The sequence below is a fragment of the Phreatobacter aquaticus genome, from assembly GCF_005160265.1.
In the GTDB taxonomy this organism is placed as follows: domain Bacteria; phylum Pseudomonadota; class Alphaproteobacteria; order Rhizobiales; family Phreatobacteraceae; genus Phreatobacter; species Phreatobacter aquaticus.
On record NZ_CP039865.1, the window covers coordinates 149,351 to 165,378 of the forward strand.

Annotated in this window: 13 protein-coding genes; 6 read left to right on the top strand and 7 right to left on the bottom strand. The window is 66.1% G+C overall.

The window, feature by feature from the left end:
• Positions 1 to 6: 6 nt before the first annotated feature.
• From fliN to fliF, 4 genes are read right to left on the bottom strand one after another with little or no spacing between them, the layout of a single operon-like run.
• Complete coding sequence (gene fliN, locus E8L99_RS00605) at positions 7 to 363, bottom strand: flagellar motor switch protein FliN (protein ID WP_168201513.1); 357 nt, start codon at positions 361 to 363, stop codon at positions 7 to 9.
• Complete coding sequence (locus tag E8L99_RS00610) at positions 360 to 1,028, bottom strand: FliH/SctL family protein (RefSeq protein WP_137097736.1); 669 nt, start codon at positions 1,026 to 1,028, stop codon at positions 360 to 362. The genes fliN and E8L99_RS00610 overlap by 4 nt, the downstream gene beginning before the upstream one ends.
• On the bottom strand, positions 1,009 to 2,091 hold the full coding sequence (gene fliG, locus E8L99_RS00615) for a flagellar motor switch protein FliG (RefSeq protein WP_137097737.1): 1,083 nt from the start codon (positions 2,089 to 2,091) through the stop codon (positions 1,009 to 1,011). The genes E8L99_RS00610 and fliG overlap by 20 nt, the downstream gene beginning before the upstream one ends.
• The gene (fliF, locus tag E8L99_RS00620) at positions 2,088 to 3,788 is read right to left on the bottom strand and encodes a flagellar basal-body MS-ring/collar protein FliF (RefSeq protein WP_137101880.1); all 1,701 of its coding nucleotides are present in this window, start codon (positions 3,786 to 3,788) and stop codon (positions 2,088 to 2,090) included. The genes fliG and fliF overlap by 4 nt, the downstream gene beginning before the upstream one ends.
• A gap of 542 nt (positions 3,789 to 4,330) precedes the next feature.
• Here fliF and E8L99_RS23940 point away from each other — a divergent pair.
• The 3 genes from E8L99_RS23940 (at position 4,331) to E8L99_RS00635 (ending at position 7,384) form a co-directional block, all read left to right on the top strand.
• Positions 4,331 to 4,546, top strand: a complete 216-nt coding sequence (locus E8L99_RS23940; RefSeq protein WP_252511214.1) for a tRNA-specific adenosine deaminase — start codon at positions 4,331 to 4,333, stop codon at positions 4,544 to 4,546.
• Positions 4,547 to 4,694: 148 nt separating this feature from the next.
• Positions 4,695 to 6,827 carry a flagellar biosynthesis protein FlhA gene (gene flhA / locus E8L99_RS00630; protein ID WP_137097738.1) on the top strand — a complete coding sequence of 711 codons (2,133 nt, stop codon included), beginning with the start codon at positions 4,695 to 4,697 and terminating at the stop codon, positions 6,825 to 6,827.
• A 143-nt stretch (positions 6,828 to 6,970) separates the two neighbouring features.
• Entirely contained in the window at positions 6,971 to 7,384 is a 414-nt protein-coding gene (locus tag E8L99_RS00635) for a tautomerase family protein (RefSeq protein WP_137097739.1), read from the top strand.
• A 295-nt stretch (positions 7,385 to 7,679) separates the two neighbouring features.
• Here the strand turns inward: E8L99_RS00635 and E8L99_RS24070 are convergent, their stop codons facing one another.
• Both E8L99_RS24070 and E8L99_RS00645 read right to left on the bottom strand, forming a co-directional pair.
• The gene (locus E8L99_RS24070) at positions 7,680 to 8,363 is read right to left on the bottom strand and encodes a hypothetical protein (protein WP_315862563.1); all 684 of its coding nucleotides are present in this window, start codon (positions 8,361 to 8,363) and stop codon (positions 7,680 to 7,682) included.
• Positions 8,364 to 8,375: 12 nt separating this feature from the next.
• Positions 8,376 to 10,424, bottom strand: coding sequence for an OmpA family protein (locus E8L99_RS00645; protein ID WP_137097740.1), 2,049 nt, complete (start codon positions 10,422 to 10,424; stop codon positions 8,376 to 8,378).
• A gap of 195 nt (positions 10,425 to 10,619) precedes the next feature.
• On the opposite strand from E8L99_RS00645, the gene E8L99_RS00650 reads away from it, so the two are divergent.
• The 3 genes from E8L99_RS00650 (at position 10,620) to E8L99_RS00660 (ending at position 14,247) form a co-directional block, all read left to right on the top strand.
• Positions 10,620 to 12,110 carry a flagellar hook-length control protein FliK gene (locus E8L99_RS00650; protein ID WP_137097741.1) on the top strand — a complete coding sequence of 497 codons (1,491 nt, stop codon included), beginning with the start codon at positions 10,620 to 10,622 and terminating at the stop codon, positions 12,108 to 12,110.
• Positions 12,107 to 12,388 (top strand): EscU/YscU/HrcU family type III secretion system export apparatus switch protein, encoded by a 282-nt coding sequence (locus E8L99_RS00655; RefSeq protein WP_137097742.1) that lies wholly within the window; start codon positions 12,107 to 12,109, stop codon positions 12,386 to 12,388. The genes E8L99_RS00650 and E8L99_RS00655 overlap by 4 nt, the downstream gene beginning before the upstream one ends.
• A gap of 125 nt (positions 12,389 to 12,513) precedes the next feature.
• Positions 12,514 to 14,247 carry an AMP-binding protein gene (locus E8L99_RS00660; protein ID WP_137097743.1) on the top strand — a complete coding sequence of 578 codons (1,734 nt, stop codon included), beginning with the start codon at positions 12,514 to 12,516 and terminating at the stop codon, positions 14,245 to 14,247.
• A gap of 4 nt (positions 14,248 to 14,251) precedes the next feature.
• Here E8L99_RS00660 and E8L99_RS00665 read toward each other — a convergent pair whose 3' ends face one another.
• Positions 14,252 to 16,024, bottom strand: coding sequence for a hypothetical protein (locus E8L99_RS00665; protein ID WP_137097744.1), 1,773 nt, complete (start codon positions 16,022 to 16,024; stop codon positions 14,252 to 14,254).
• Positions 16,025 to 16,028 lie beyond the last annotated feature (4 nt).

Here is a 16,028-nt window from a genome sequence, read left to right on the forward strand (position 1 = left end):
AATCCTTCAGCGCTCGGTCTTGATGATTTCAGTCATGGTCACGCCAAGCTTGTCCTCGACGAGGACCACTTCGCCGCGGGCGACAAGGCGATCGTTGACATAGATGTCGATGGCCTCGCCGACCTTCCGGTCGAGTTCCAGCACGGCGCCTGGTCCAAGCTTCAGAAGATCGCCCACATCCATGCGCGAACGGCCAAGCACCGCCGAGACATGAACGGGCACGTCGAACACGGCCTCGAGTGTCGCGGCATTCTTCGCCTCGTCATCGGGCATCAATGTCGCCAGCGAGCCATCGGCTTCCGCGATATCGATGCCTTCGGCGTCAAGGTCGGGCAGCGGCATTCCGTTTTCGGGAGTCGTCATGGCGTGCCCTCGGCGCTGTCGGTCCGCCCGGGAGCGAGATAGCGCTCGGTGGCCTCAGCGATGCGTAGTGAAATCTCTTCGCGATCCAGCACGATGCCGCCGGTCGACCACTCGATCCGGCAGTCGCCGAGACCGATCACCGGCTCGGCGAGAATGACAAGCCGCCCCTCGAACCCGCGCTCATGGGCAAGCCTTGTCAGCTCGGTGCGGGCGTCTTCGAGAAGGTCGTCGTGGACCCGCACAACCAGATGCGGCACGCCGCGCAGATTGGCGAAGCAATCGCCAACAAGCTGGCGGACCTCCGCCATCGGCTCGCGGGCGATCAGGCCTGTCGTCAGCTTGGAGGCGACGGCCACCGCGATGTCGACCACCTCGGTCTCCAGCCGGCTCTCCAGCGCATGGAGGGCGGCGGCGGCATCGTTCATCCGGGCGCCCACCATCTTGAGGGCTTCGGCGCGCTGACGGGCAATCGCGGCATTGGCCTCGGCATCGCCGGCCGCGAAGCCGGCGGCATAGCCCTCCTGGCGCGCCAGCGCGAGAAGCGCGTGGTGCTCGTTGAGCGTCACCTTGGGTTCGGCCGCCTTCTTCGCCTCGGCGGCGAATTCGGTGTCGAACATGAATTTGACCGGCCTTGCCATTGTGCCCTCAGAAGACCAGTTCATCATCAGCCCGGTTCTTGGAAATCATGATCTCGCCCTTGGCAGCGAGATCCTTGGCGAGGTTGACCAGGGTGCCCTGGGCCTCATCGACATCCTTGAGACGCATGGGCCCGAGCGCCTGCATGTCGTCCTGCATCATCTTTGCCGCGCGGGTCGACATCTGCGACAGGAAGAAGTCGCGCATGGTCTGCGAGGCGCCCTTGAGGGCGATGGCCAGCTTGTCCTTGTCGACCTGGCGCACCAGCGTCTGCGCCGAGCCTGCATCGAGCTTGGCGAGGTCGTCGAAGGTGAACATCAGGTTCTTGATACGGTCGGCGGAGTCGCGGTTCTGCTCTTCCAGCGCCGTGATGAAGCGCGTCTCGGTCTGGCGGTCGAACGAGTTGAAGATTTCCGCCATGGCCTCATGGCTGTCGCGCCGCGAGGTCTGCGACAGGTTCGACATGAACTCGGTACGCAGCGTCTGCTCGATGCGCTCCAGCACGTCCTTCTGGATCGCTTCCATCTTCAGCATGCGGCCCACGACATCGAGCGCGAATTCCTCCGGCAGGATGGCGAGCACGCGACCGGCATGTTCCGGCTTGATCTTCGACAGGACGACGGCGACCGTCTGCGGATATTCGTTCTTCAGATAGTTGGCGAGCACCTGCTCCTGCACGTTGGAGAGCTTCTCCCACATGTTGCGGCCAGCAGGTCCGCGGATTTCTTCCATCAGGAGCGCGACCCGCTCCGGCGGCATGAACTGCCCGAGCAGCCGCTCGGTCGCATCGAAATTGCCCATCAGGCCGCCGGCCGAGGACAGGCGGCCGATGAATTCCAGCATGAGGCTTTCGGCAGTCTCTGGCTCGACATTGCCGAGCTGCGACATGGCGATCGACAGCTGGCGGATCTCGTCGTCATCCAGCATCTTCCAGATGCGCGCCGACACCTTGTCGCCGAGCGTCAGCATGAGGATGGCCGCGCGCTGCTGACCCGTCAGCTTCTTGGCGGCGTCGGTCGATACCCGGCCATTGCCTGACAGGGTGGCGAGCGCCGCAGCGAACTCCATTTCACGTGCGTTGGTGCCGCTCATTTCGGCTCCGCGTCATGCAGCCACTGGCGAATGATCGCCACGGTCTCGTGGGGATTCTTCTCGACGAGTTCGCCGACCTTGGCGAGGGACGCCGAGTGCAGCTCGCCCTTCAGTTGCGCCATCTCGATCATCTTCATCGTGGCATTTTCCATGCCCGGCGCGAGCGGCGGCGCGGCGGCCGACGGCAAGCCTGACCCGCCAGCCTCGCCGCCCTCGTGACCGCCGCCGGCGCCGGCTCCGGCAGCGCCCGAATGACCCGATCCGCTATGGCCGCCGGCCGGCAGAGCGGCCTGGCGCACCTCTTCCGGCGCGACGATGCGGCGGAGCAGCGGGCGAACGACGAACAGCAGGACGAGGATCGAAACGATCAACAGGACGCCAAGCTCGATGGCGTAGCGGATGTCTTCCTTGGTGATCTCGTAGACCATCCACCAGGGCTTCGGCCCTTCGGCGCCCGCCAGCTGGGGCGCTTCGGCAAACCGCAGGTTGACGATCTCGACCTGGTCGCCGCGGCGCTGGTCGAAGCCGATCGATGAACGGACGAGCGCTCCGATGCGCTCCAGTTCCTCGGCAGGCCTCGGCTGGTAGTTCACATTGCCCTGTGCGTCACGGGCATAGAGACCGTCCACCAGAACAGCGACCGAAACCCGCTTCACCCGGCCACCCTCGATGACCTCGGTGCGCTGGGTGCGGGCGATCTCGTAATTGACCGTTTCCTCTGTCTTCTTGCTGGCTTCGCGGGTGTTATTGCCCTGGCCTGCCGTGTTGTTGGCGCCCGGCAGTTCGTTGCCGACTGTCACCTGGTTCTCGCGGCCTTCGGCCGAATTGGACTGCTCTTCGCGGGTCTGGGTCGAGCGGACGACCCTGCGCTCCGGATCGAAATCGTCGGATGTCTGGGTGATCCGGTTGAAGTCCATGTCGGCAGTGACCTGAACGCGGGCGCGCCCCGGTCCGACCACCGAGGCAATGATGCTCTCGACCTGCTCGCGCAGGCGCTTCTCCTGGCTGATCCGCCGCTCGTCGATCGACGAGCCGGCCATGCCCGCCGCATCACCCGCGCCATCGGCCAGCAGCCGGCCACCCTCGTCGACGATCGACACGCGCTGCGGCGACAGACCGCGAACGGCGGATGCGACGAGATGACGGATCGCCCGGATCTGGGGGGGCTCCAGGCCGCCGCGCATGCGCAGCACAATGGAGGCTGACGGCTCGACGCGCTCACGGGAAAACAGTGGCCGCTCCGGCATGACCAGGTGGACGCGCGCCGACTGCACGCGTTCGATGCCACGGATCGTCCGCGACAGCTCGCCTTCCAGGGCGCGCAATTGGTTGATGTTCTGGACGAAGGAGGTGGAGGACAGGGCATCACCCTTGTCGAACAGCTCGTAGCCGACACCACCGCCGCGCGGCAGGCCACCTTCGGCAAGCTGCATGCGCACTCGCGCCACCTGCTCCTGCGGGACGTAGATCTGGCCGCCGTCGTTGCGCAGCTGGAACTTGACCTGGCGGCGCTCCAGTTCCTTCACGACCTGCGCCGAGTCCTCCAGCGTCAGATCGGAGAACAGGAGCGACATGTTGGGCTGGCTCATCCTGAGGATGACATAGACGAAGAAGCCCATCAGCCCGAGCGCGACGGCACCCATCGCGCCGACCCGTGCCGCGCCGAGATTCTTCAGAAAATCCAGAATGCCATTCACGAGGTGAAAGCCCTTCAAGCCCGACGCGAAGCGGCTCAAGCCGGGTCGCTGGGCAAGAATTGCCGGGTGGGTGGTTACCAGAAGGTTAACGAGGTGTCAGGTTTCCGGCTGGCGGCCGCTCGGGCCAGGCGATTTCGGTGCTGGCGGCTGCTGAGGCGAGCGCTGAAGAGGCCACAGGGGGGGGCGCGTCCAGGCGCCCCAGAACCGCAGAACGCGGGAAGACCTGTCTCGTTTGAGACAGTTCCCGAAGGAAACATTCACGCCATCGGCGACTTTTCTAAGCCCCATTCCGGACCAACCGCAGTCCACGAGAATCGTCTGCGAATTCTTCGGTATTCCGGTGTTTCATGCCGAGATCACCGCCATCATAGACGCATCGTCCCGTCTCAATCCCAAGGCTTTGCTGGGCAGCGACTACGGAGCCGGCACGATCCTGGAGATGATCCCGCGCGAGGCGGGCTCTCCCGACCCGGTGCCTGCGCGGGCGCGCATGCTCAAGGGCTGCGAAATCTACATCAAATGGCGCGCCCTGCCCCATGTGCATGAGCGCGATCTACTGGTCGCGCATAGACCACGTCTATTTCGCGGCAAGCCTCAAGGACACGAGCGCCATCGGGTTCGACGATGCCTTCCAGTACGAGGATTTCGCCAAGCCGTGGGCCGAGCGGCGCATCGCGGTCTCCGAGAACTTCGAACGGGAAACCGGCCTCAAAGCCTATGAGGCGTGGATGAAGAAGCAGGATCGGCACCCCTATTGAGGTGATCCTACGGCCCGGTCGCGCCTCGCGCGGCGATCCGGGCCGCCCTCACCATCGGTCGAGGGACCAAACTTAACCCGTCATTAACCACGTACCCGGCAAATCTTGCCCAGAGCCGTTCATCCCCCGAGCGGCCTGAGGGATTCGCATGACGGACGTGCCAGCGAGGACGACGACGACAGGCCCCTTCCCGGGCTCGGGCTTCTCGTTTGGCACCATGACGGCCTGGCTGAAGCGGCCAGATCTCTGGATGGCCTCGGGCATCATCGGCATCCTGGTCATTCTGATCTTCCCGATGCCGTCGCTGCTGCTCGACGTCATGCTGGCGGTGTCGATCATCTCCTCGGTCATGATCCTCATGACCAGCCTGTTCATTCACCGGCCCCTGGAGTTCTCGTCCTTCCCGACGATCCTCCTGATCACCACCATGCTCAGGCTGTCGCTGAATCTGGCTTCGACGCGCCTCATCCTGGCCCATGGCCATGAAGGCACTGCCGCTGCCGGACACGTGATCGAAGCCTTCGGCAATTTCGTGATGGGCGGGTCGTTCATCATCGGCATCATCGTGTTCGCGATCCTCATCATCGTGAACTTCGTCGTCATCACCAAGGGCTCCGGCCGCATCGCGGAAGTGGCGGCCCGCTTCTCCCTCGACGCCATGCCCGGCAAGCAGATGGCGATCGATGCCGACCTGTCGGCAGGCCTGATTGATGAGAAATCAGCCAAGAGCCGGCGCAAGGATCTCGAAGACGAAAGCGCCTTCTACGGTGCGATGGACGGCGCCTCCAAGTTCGTCAAGGGCGACGCGATCGCCGGCCTGCTGATCACCTTCATCAACGTGATCGGTGGCTTGATCATTGGCGTCACCCAGCAGGGGATGCCGTTTGGCGAAGCCGCCCGCACCTACACGCTGCTGACGGTCGGCGACGGACTGGTCAGCCAGATCCCGGCCCTGATCATCTCGACCGCCGCCGGCCTGCTGGTGTCCAAGGCCGGCGTCAGCGGCTCGGCCGACCAGGCCATGATCCGCCAGATGACCGGCTACCCGAAGGCGCTCGGCCTGTCGGCCGGCGTCATGGGCTGCATGGCGCTTCTGCCCGGCATTCCGTTCATCCCGTTCTTCGGTCTCGCGGCGCTTTCCGGTTACGGCGCCTATATGCTCGGCCAGCACGCCAAGCGGCTGGCTCACGAAACCTCCGTTGCCGAAGCCAAGGAGGAAGCGGTCGCCTCGGCACCGCCGGCCGAGGAGCCGATCGCCTCGATCCTCAAGATCGACGACCTGAAGATCGAGCTCGGCTATGGCCTCTTGCCACTGGTCCAGTCGGAGGGCGGTTCGGACCGCCTGACCGACCAGATCAAGGCGCTGCGCCGCCAGCTTGCCGCCGACATGGGCTTCGTCATGCCCTCGGTGCGCATCCTGGACAATGTCCAGCTGCAGCCGAACCAGTACATCATCCGCGTCAAGGAGGTGGATGCGGGCCAGGGCCAGGTCTGGCCGGCGCAGTACATGGTCATGGACCCGATGGGTGGCCAGGTCGACCTGCCCGGCGTTCACACGACCGAGCCGACCTTCGGCCTGCCCGCCACCTGGGTGGATGCCAACCTGCGCGAAGAGGCGAGCGTCCGAGGCTATACGGTGGTCGATGCCTCGACCGTGCTGTCGACCCATCTCACCGAGATCCTGAAGGCCAACGTCTCCGACCTGCTCAGCTATTCCGAGGTCCAGAAGCTGCTCAAGGAAATGCCGAAGGAGCAGGCCGAACTGCTCAAGGACCTGGTGCCGAGCCAGATCACGGTCTCAGGCATCCAGCGCGTGCTGCAGACCCTGCTCAACGAGCGCGTCTCGATCCGCGATCTGCCGGCCGTTCTCGAAGGCATTGCCGAGGCCGTGTCCTTCACCCGCAACCCCATGCAGATTGCCGAACATGTCCGCGCCCGCCTGTCGCGCCAGATCTGCGCGCAATATGCCGGACCGGACGGCACGCTCGCCCTCATCGCCCTGTCGCCGCGCTGGGAACAGGACTTCGCCGATTCCATCGTCGGCCAGGGCGACGATCGCCAGCTCGCCATGCAGCCCTCCAAGCTCTCGGAATTCATCACTCTGGTCCGCGAGGGCTATGAGGATGCCGCTCGCATGGGCGAGGCGCCGGTGCTTCTGACCAGCCCGGGCATCCGGCCCTTCGTGCGCTCGATCATCGAGCGCTTCCGCTCACAGACGCCAGTGATCAGCCAGGCCGAGATCCATCCCCGGGCCAAACTCAAGACGGTCGGCGGCATCTGATCGCGCATCGTCGCGGCGCGCTCCATTCTATCCAAAACAGATAAACTGACGCGCAATTTGCGCCGATTGTCTCTGAAACAGGAAAAGCCAAATCTCGGGATGAGCCGTCGATCGATGGCCGCCATCTCACGGAGGAGCTTTCCATGCCGATCATCCAGATCACCTATTCCACGCCCGCGCCGTCCGTCGACCTTCCGGCCCGCATCGCTAAGGACATCGTGGCAATCACCACGCGCGTCCTGCGCAAGAAGCCGGAACTCACCGCTGTGACGATCGCGCAGCGCGATGCCGCACACTGGTTCGTCGGAGGACCGTCGCTCGCCGAACAGGGGCTGGCCTCGTTCTTCCTCGACATCAAGGTGGTCGACGGCACGAACACGAAAGACGAGAAGGCGGCCTATGTCGCGACGATCTTTGACGCTTTCGGCCAGCTGCTCGGCCCGGTTCATCCCGAAAGCTACGTCTACATCCACGACGTCAAGGCGGAGGCCTATGGGTTCGGCGGCCTGACGCAGGAACACCGCTACATCGCGGGAAGGTTGCCTCACGCTGCCTGACATGTCGGCGAGTGGTCCTCGGCGGGACTTCGGATTAACCCTTCCTTCATCCTCTGGTCGACGCGGCAGTCGGCTTCAGACAGGATCGCGCCGTCTTCCCGAGCCCCCATCAGGAAGGAGACACGATGAGGTTCCGCATGTCCCCGACCCAGGCCGTCGCCTTGACGCTCACCGGCAATTTCGTCGTGTGGGGTCTGATCATCGCCGTTGGCGTCCACTATCTGAGCTGACGCCGGCTTCGACACGTTTTCCGCCACAGGCCTCGACGGCTCCCGTCGAGGCCTTTCGTTTGGCCTTAAGCTTGGTCGCTGCGCCCGCCGCGCGGCCGGTCCGGAACTCCTGCCGACAGTCCCGATGCAATGGCCTTGGCCTGCCCGATCCAGTCCTCGCGCTCGATCCGGCCAGGAAAGGCGAGATAGCCGCCAACCCAGAGCGCTTCCTTCTCGGTCCAGGCGGCGATCTGGTCGAAGTGCCAGATGCCGAGCGCATGAAGCCTGGCTTCGTTCTGCGGGCCGACGCCCACAATGAGCTTGAGGTCATCGGCTCCGCCGTCCCTCGCCTCGGCAAGCCCCTGGGGCTTGGTTCCCTGGGCCATGGCATCGGCCGCCGCAGCGGCTCCGGTGAGGGTTTTGGCGGCAGCTTCCAGAACCGCCATGGGCTCGACGGCCGGAGCGGGAGTGGCGATGGCGGCGACCGGCTCGTCCCGCGCCTCGGTCTTGCGCAGGAGACCGCCCAACACGCACCCGGCGCCATAGGCGAGCACGAACAGGAGTGCCGTATCGAGCCAGAGGCCGGGGCGCCCCGGCAACCATTTCAGCACCGAAGCGACACCGGCGGCCACGATCGCGATCGCGAGGACATCGACGAGCCGGACTGTCCCGCGCGTCGGCGGACGGGACGGCGAGAACAGCCCCCAGGCAATCCCCCCGACCAGGGTCAATGCCAAGGGGAGCCAGAACGTCTGGGCAAGGTAGATCATCGACGCATCTCCTCAGCGGCCGGTCAGGTCGGTGATGTCGACACGGCGGTTCTGCGCCATGTGTTCTTCAGTGTCGTTGGGCACGATCGGCCGCGTGGCCGCATAGCCGACCGCGATCAGGATCGCCGGATCGACGCCGCGCCTGATCAGTTCGTCGCGCACGGCGCGGGCCCGCAATTCCGAGAGGATCTGGTTGGAATTGGAGACATTGCGGATATCGGCATGGCCCGAGACCTCGATCTTCGTCGGCGGGCGGCAGCCGCGCATGGCGGCCGCCAGACGGTCGAAGGCCGGCGCTGCCTCGCTTCTGGGATCGGACTTCCAATAGTCGAACAGCAAGCGGTCGGCACCAATGGCCGCCGCGATCCGGGGGCCACAATCGATCGCGCCGGGAGCGGCGACGGCGGCGACAGGAGCCGGCGAGCCCGCAGGTGGCGTTGCAGGATTTGCCGCGACCGGCGGAACCGCACCTGGCGGAACGGCGCCGGGAGCGGCCGCGATGGGAGCGGCTGGGGCTGCAGCTGAAGGGACTGCAGCCGGAGCAATTGCGGCCACCGGCCCCGGCACGGAAGGCGGTGCGGGCGGCACAAGGCTGATATCGGTGGTGACGGTCAGCGGTGCACCGAGCAAGGCGAGGCCCGCGCGGATCGCATCGGCTGTCGCGGCATCCGGCGCGCGTCCGGTGACTGCCACGCGCGAGCCCGAAATCTCGACGCTGCCGTCGCTGAGGCGCGCGAGAGCCGCAACCAGCGCGCCGGTGACCTTGCCGTAGTCGATACCAGGCAAGAGCCCGGTCGCAACGCGCATCTCGTCAACCACACGCAGGCCACCGGCGGCCGCTTCCGTCAGCACTGCGATCCGCTCGTTGGACGACGGCGCGAGCCCGTCCAGCATCAGCATGTTGTCCCGCTTGCGGGCGCGCCACGAGAACAATTCGACGCGTGGCGGCGTGATCTCGACGGCGCCGAGGCTGAATCCCTCGATCGGGCGAAGCGGCGTGACGCTCAGCCGGGCATAGCCATCGGGATCCGAGGCTTGGCCCGACAGTGACACCGCCTTGTCGGAGATCGTTGCCTGCGCGGCTGTCAGATCCGCCATCTGGCGCAGAATTGCGATGGCCTGGGCCTCGGCGGCCGGCGCCACATTGGCGGCAACCGTCATGCCATCGGTAATCCGCCCCGCAGTGGCCGCGCGCGCAGCGGCAAGAATGCGCCGCCTCGCGTCTTCGGAGGCGATCGATCCGCCCAGCACGACGCCGGTTCCGGACTTCGTTGCCGTCCATGCCGTCAGCGGTGCCGCTGTGGTTGTTGGGGCGGACGCCGTCTGGGAAGTCGCAGGGGCCTGCACGGAAGGCGCGGGAGCAGCAGATCCAGGCGCCGGCGGCACCGTTGGCGGCGGATCGGGCTGGTCGATCACGACCCGGCTGGGCGATGCTCCCTGTGGCAGCCCGGCGACCACCGACGAGATTGCGGCCTGCGTCGCCGCGTCGGCGCCGCCGCCGGTAATCCTCAGGGTCGATCCGGCGAGAGATACCGATCCGTTCGCCAGACGGCCAAGCTGGGCGAGCGCGACGACGGCCGTCTCGGCCGCAGAGGGGGGCACATTGCGAGCGGAGATCATCTGGTCGACGATCTCGCCGCCCGGCAGGGCCTGCCGCGCCGCCTCCACGATCCTGGCGCGCGATCCGTCCGTCGCGACAAAGCCTGAAAGACTGATTTTCTGCCCGTCCCGCCGCGCTGACCAGCCGAACGGATTGGCCTCGGGCAGGAGTCCGGCCGGGACACGCGCCAGCCTGACCCCGAATGTGCCTTCGGCAAGGGTTTCCGAGCGCGACAGGTCGAGATCGGCAGGTGCCTGGCCTGCAATGGTCACGTCCCGTCCGACGACGGTGACATTGGCCCACGGCTTGCCATCGACCATCGGCGAGACAGCCGCGATCGCCCGGCTGGTGCGCTCCGAGAGATCGCGCTCGATATCGGCCTGCTTCCACCACAAGGCACCGCCGGCAACCAGTGCGACGGGCAGGAGACCTTGCAGCCAGAGATGGGGTTGAAGCAGCATGAACAGACCCTTGCTCGAAACCCGCTATCGGGCATCGCAGCCATTCTTGCAGCTTCCAAACCTTCCTCCCCCAGAGTCAAGCCAGCCGTTGCAATGCACAGCGCTATTTGACCAAAGAGCCGTGCTGCAGGACTTTCCGAGCCGCTGGTGTCATGCTCGTATCCTTGATCCCCCCGAGGCAACGCGGAGCGCCCGATGAGCGTAGAACCCGTCAAGCCTGCGGCGGCTATCACGCCCGCCGACAACAACCAGATCCGCACGCTGCTGCAGGCGCTGGGGCTGAAGGCCGGCGACACCGTTTCGGCGAAGGTCACGGCCATGCTTGCCAACGATGTCGCCCGCCTGACCATTGGCGACAGCACTCTCGATGTCAGTACGCCGGAGCCTCTGACCGTCGGCGCGGCGCTCACCATGAAGGTGGAGCAGAAGGGGCAGGCGCTGCTTCTGATGACCGAACTGCCGCAGGCAACTGCAGTGCCCGCGGGCTCACAACCGCCGCCGGCCGCCGCCAGCGGCCCGCACCTCGCGTCCCCGGCGCAGGCCATGGCCACCATCGTCGCGGCCTTCGTCGACCTGGTCGGCCGCGAAGGCGCCAAGGCTACGGGCGCCGGCATCGTGGACGGCGGACAAGTCGCGGTCGCGGCAAGAGGATCGACCGATCTCGCCCGCGCGGGCGAGGCCAATGCCAACGGCGTGGCAGGCCCCAAACCCGCCGCCACGCCCCGCGAGGCGCTTATGGAGGCCGTCCGCAGTGCTGCCGTGCGCCAGGATGGGCTTGGGCCATTGTTCGCCGATGCGACGGCGATCCTGGGGCGCCAGGCGGCGGGCACCATGGCCCCGCTGCCGCAACCGGTCGCGCAGGCCTTGGCGAGCCTCCTCGGCTTCCAGATGCCGGCGGAAGGTGCCGCGTCCCCGGCAGCTCTGCAGCGCGCCGTGGCGCAGTCGGGAATATTCCTGGAGGCGACGCTCGCCAATGCCCAGGGCGCTCCGCCGCCGCCCGACCTGAAGGCGACGCTCGCCAGCCTGCGCCAGGCTCTCGGCAGCTGGATGAACGATCTCGGAATGCCGATGGAGGATGCCCCCGAGCGCGGCCTCGACCACGCTCGCCCGCCGCTGCGCGGAGCCTTGCCGCAAGGCCAGCAGCCGGCCGGCCCCTCCATTCCGGCGGGATCGACCTTGGCCGAGATCGCGCAACGGCTTGGCGACAAGACCGAAGCCGCCCTCGCCCGGCTGACCCTGCTGCAGGCGGCTTCGCTCCCCGACCAGGGGGACAGCCAGCGGCCCGAGATCGCCGCGCAGGTCACCACCGAGATCCCCGTGCGGTTCGGTCCGGAGACGGCGATCATGCAGTTCCAGATCACCCGCGAGCAGGATCAGGAAAGCGCCGGACAGCCCGGCGCGAAGCCGCGGCGCGACTGGACCCTGCGCTTCTCGATGGATGCCGAGCCTCTCGGGCCCGTACACGCGGCGATCCGCTTGCGCGATGGCCATGTCGGCGTCAGGCTCTGGGCCGAGCGGGAGACCATCGCGGCGCGGCTGCAATCATCGAGCCGCGATCTCACCCAGGCGCTGGAGGCATCGGCCTTTTCCATCGACCAGGTGACCATCGCCGCCGGAAAGCCGGCCGACCCCCGGCTGGAGCCCCATGCCGTCACCCGTCCCCACCTGCTGGATCGGACGACATGAGCACGGAAGACACGCCGAAAAAGCCCGCGATCGCCGTCGCACTCGAATATGAGCACGGCCAGTCGGCAGTCCCGAAGGTCATCGCGACAGGCCGCGGCATCATCGCCGAGAAGATCATCCAGACAGCCCGGGAGAATGGCATCGCGATCGAAGGCAACCCGCTTCTGGCGGAGGCCCTGGCCGGCGTCGGCCTCGAAGAGGAAATCCCCGAGGAACTCTACCGCGCTGTTGCCGAAGTGATCGGCTTCGTCCTGCGGGCCGCGGGCAAGCTGCGCTGACATGTCACGATGCCGGGTGCTGGTTTGTTCCCGCAGTTCCGCCACGATATGCCGCTTGAGGGATTTGCCGAAGGCCTTCAGGCGGCTAAGGGGTAGTCCGCGATATCTCTGAGCCGGAGGTCACCATGACCACGACTGCTGATGCCCCGAAGCGCCCCTGGACGAAATTCTACCCGGTGGGTGTCCGCCATACGATCGACGAGCCTCCGTTCCCGTCGCTTGCCGCCATGGTCCGGTCGATCGCGCGCACCTATGACCAGCGCCCAGCCTTCTCGGTCTGCCTGCCCAATGGCATGGCCGGCATGCTCACTTTCGCCGAGGTCGACCGCTTGTCGGACGCTTTCGCGCTCTATCTGCGCGAGGTCCTGAAGCTGAAGCCCGGCGCGCGCGTTGCGCTCCAGACGCCGAACGCGCTGGCTTTCCCGGTTGTCGCCTTCGGTGTTTTCAAGGCCGGCCTTGTGTTGATCAACGTCAACCCGCTCTACACCGCCGAGGAGATGGGCCACGTGTTCGCCGACGGCGAGCCCGACTGTCTCGTCATCATCGACATGTTCGCCGACAAGCTGCCGCGCGCCTTCGCCAGCAAGGCGGTGCCGCATGTGGTGGTATCGAGCATCACCGATTTCATGCCCTGGCTGCCGGCGACACTGGTTGGACTGGTGCAGCGCTACAAGGACAAGTCGGTCAAGCCGGTGCCGGTTGCCCATACGACGTTCAAGGCGGCGCTGAAGCAGGGCGAGGCCATGCGGTCCAGCCGTGATCCGGCTTCCCTCGAGCAGGGCGTCGGTCCGGATACGCTGGCGGTGCTTCAATATACCGGCGGCACGACAGGCGTCTCCAAGGGCGCCATGCTGACCCACGGCAACCTGCTCATGAACATGGCGCAGTCGATCGAGATGCTCGGCAGCGACATGATCAAGGGCACGGAAACCGTGCTGACCGCCTTGCCGCTCTACCATATCTTCGCCTTCACGGTGAACATGCTGGGCTTCTGGTATCTTGGCGCCCACGACGTGCTGGTGCCGAACCCGCGTCCGCTGACCAACCTGAAGAAGCCATTCGAGAAATACCCGGTGAGTGCGATCACCGGTGTGAACACCCTGTTCAATGGCCTCAACAACGAGGAATGGTTCAAGGCCAACCCGCCGCGCACCCTCAAGATCTCGTCCGCCGGCGGCATGGCGCTGCAGGAGGCCGTCGCCACGCGCTGGCAGGAGGTCACCGGTGTCGTCATCACCGAGGGCTACGGGCTGACCGAATCCTCGCCCGTCCTCAGCTTCAATCCGCTCGACAATGTCCGCTCCGGGACGATCGGCATTCCGATCCCTTCGACCGACATCAAATGCGTCGACGATGCCGGCAACGAAGTCCCGACTGGTCAGCCGGGGGAACTCGTGGCGCGCGGTCCCCAGATCATGGCGGGCTACTGGCGGCGCCCGGAGGAGACGGCGAACACCATTCGCGATGGCTGGCTCTATACCGGCGATATCGCGACCCAGGACGAGGACGGCTATTTCCGCATCGTGGATCGCAAGAAGGACATGGTGCTGATCTCGGGCTTCAACGTGTTCCCCAATGAGGTCGAGGACGTGCTGGCGAAGAACCCGGCCGTGCTGGAAGTGGCCGTGGTCGGCGTGCCGGACGGTGCGGCCGGTGAGGCGGTCAAGGCCTTCGTGGTGACCCGCCCCGGCATGGACCTGTCATCAGACGAGGTGCGCGCTTTCTGCCGCGACCATCTGACCGGCTACAAGGTGCCGAAATTCGTCGAGTTCCGCACCGATCTGCCGAAATCCAATGTCGGCAAGATCCTGCGCAAGGATCTCCGCGCCGAGGAACTCGCCCGCAAGATGAACGGCTGAGCGGTCAGCGCAGCCGGTAGACCGTCAGCGGCGAGGCCAAAGGCAGGGCGACGGGTACGAGAAAATCGGGAACGCGGCCGGCATCAAGCAGGACGCGCAGGCCCGGCGGATTCGTCTGCGCCAGCGCCAGGGGCTCGTTGAGCCCCGCGCAATTCACCACATAGCGGATGCCGTCAGCGCGCATCCGCCGCTCGGCCTCGGCCATGTCGGTTGCGGTCCACAGCGCCGCCTGTTCGACGATTGCCGCATCGAGCCGGTGATAGGGCGCGCTCAGCACATTGTGGGGCGTGTGGGCGACGATGAACGCACCGATATCCATGGGCGCCAGAACGCGGCCGGGCGCGAGTGCGGCCAGCGGCTTCAAGACCGCTCCTGTCGAACAGTCCTCCCGTGAGGGACCGCTGGCAGCAGACACCGGCGTGAAGCCGACCAGCAGGACCTGCAGCACCAGCAGGTTGCCGACGAGAACGAACAGCGCGCGAGCCATGACCTCCGAGACCAGGCGCTGCGGGCCGATCTGCGCCGCGAACAGGGCAAGCGGCACGCTCGCCAGCAAGGTCGCATAGGGCATCAGCTTGACCTGCCAGCAGGCAAGCCCGATCGCTGCCGCAACCGTTGCGGTCATCAGGATGTTGCCAGGATCAACCGGCGCCTTGCGCCAGATCGAGACCTGGACGGCCAGTGCCAACCCAAGAAAGAGCGCGGCTGCACCCGCCGCGGCGGGCGCGTTGCGACCAAACTGCAGGATGGAATTGGTCTCCATCACATTGTCCAGCCAATAGTCCTTCGTGACGGCCGAAACCGATCCGAACGGCCCGGCGAGGCAGGCCGGCTCACTCAGCAGATAGGCCGCGACGGCCGCCATCGCGAAGGGCGCAAGGACCAGCGCCCGAACTAGCCATGATGCTGACGAGAAGCACCAGGCCATCACACCGACACCAGCAGCGCCGATGCCCATGGCGAGGACCAGATTGAGCGCCAGGGAATCGCAGTGGATGGCGATCAGGCGGCCGGGCGGCACGGTTACAACCAGGGCCAGAGCGAGCGTCAGCGCCGCGCCCCCGGTCACCCGCGCAGCCAAGGCGGCATGACGGCCATCGGCCAATCCAATCAGCACGACAGTTGCGAACAGCACGCCGGCCAGCACGATCCCTTCATATCCGATCGCCAGGCCGAGACCCGCCAGTGCGCCGGCCCACCAGGCCAGCCTCGGCACGGCATAGGCCCGCATCGCCAACAGGATGGACCCCATGGCGCAGACGATCATTGCGTTGTGGTGGTCGATCCGGCCGATGGCGAACTTCTCGAGCGCGGGTATGCAGGTCGCCGTGTAGAACATGGCGAGCAGGGCCGCGATCCGGCCGCCCTGCCTCTCCGTGGTGCCAACGATGATCGCAAAGAGCGGGATCAGCAGCAGCAACGGCCATGCTGCACGCGCCAGAATCTCGGCTCGGTCCGGCTCCGCGAACAGCGAGAACAATCGGATTAATCCGCCGATCGGCGCGTCCAGCAAGCGCGACCAATGGCTCGTCATGCCATCGGCAAGGCCGAACCGCTCGGTATGCAGATCGAACCATGAGCGGCCTGCGAGCCATTCGCGCACCTGGACCAGGCGGGTCGCGTCGTCGCTTTCGCCAAGATGACGGGCGAGCTCGGAACCGCGCAGCGCGAGTTCGCGACCCATCACCATGACGACGCCGAGCGCGGCGATCACTTGCCATCCCAGATGCGCCACCAGCGGCTTGCGCTCGGCCGCACAGTCGTTTGAGATGGTCATCCGG

Coding starts and splice junctions, on each gene's coding strand:
- E8L99_RS00660 (WP_137097743.1), top strand. CDS start 12,514: ATGACCACGACTGCTGATGCCCCGAAGCGCCCCTGGACGAAATTCTAC.
- E8L99_RS24070 (WP_315862563.1), bottom strand. CDS start 8,363: ATGATCTACCTTGCCCAGACGTTCTGGCTCCCCTTGGCATTGACCCTG.
- E8L99_RS00665 (WP_137097744.1), bottom strand. CDS start 16,024: ATGACCATCTCAAACGACTGTGCGGCCGAGCGCAAGCCGCTGGTGGCG.
- E8L99_RS00635 (WP_137097739.1), top strand. CDS start 6,971: ATGCCGATCATCCAGATCACCTATTCCACGCCCGCGCCGTCCGTCGAC.
- E8L99_RS23940 (WP_252511214.1), top strand. CDS start 4,331: ATGAGCGCGATCTACTGGTCGCGCATAGACCACGTCTATTTCGCGGCA.
- fliN (WP_168201513.1), bottom strand. CDS start 363: ATGACGACTCCCGAAAACGGAATGCCGCTGCCCGACCTTGACGCCGAA.
- E8L99_RS00650 (WP_137097741.1), top strand. CDS start 10,620: ATGAGCGTAGAACCCGTCAAGCCTGCGGCGGCTATCACGCCCGCCGAC.
- fliG (WP_137097737.1), bottom strand. CDS start 2,091: ATGAGCGGCACCAACGCACGTGAAATGGAGTTCGCTGCGGCGCTCGCC.
- E8L99_RS00655 (WP_137097742.1), top strand. CDS start 12,107: ATGAGCACGGAAGACACGCCGAAAAAGCCCGCGATCGCCGTCGCACTC.
- E8L99_RS00610 (WP_137097736.1), bottom strand. CDS start 1,028: ATGATGAACTGGTCTTCTGAGGGCACAATGGCAAGGCCGGTCAAATTC.
- flhA (WP_137097738.1), top strand. CDS start 4,695: ATGACGGACGTGCCAGCGAGGACGACGACGACAGGCCCCTTCCCGGGC.
- E8L99_RS00645 (WP_137097740.1), bottom strand. CDS start 10,424: ATGCTGCTTCAACCCCATCTCTGGCTGCAAGGTCTCCTGCCCGTCGCA.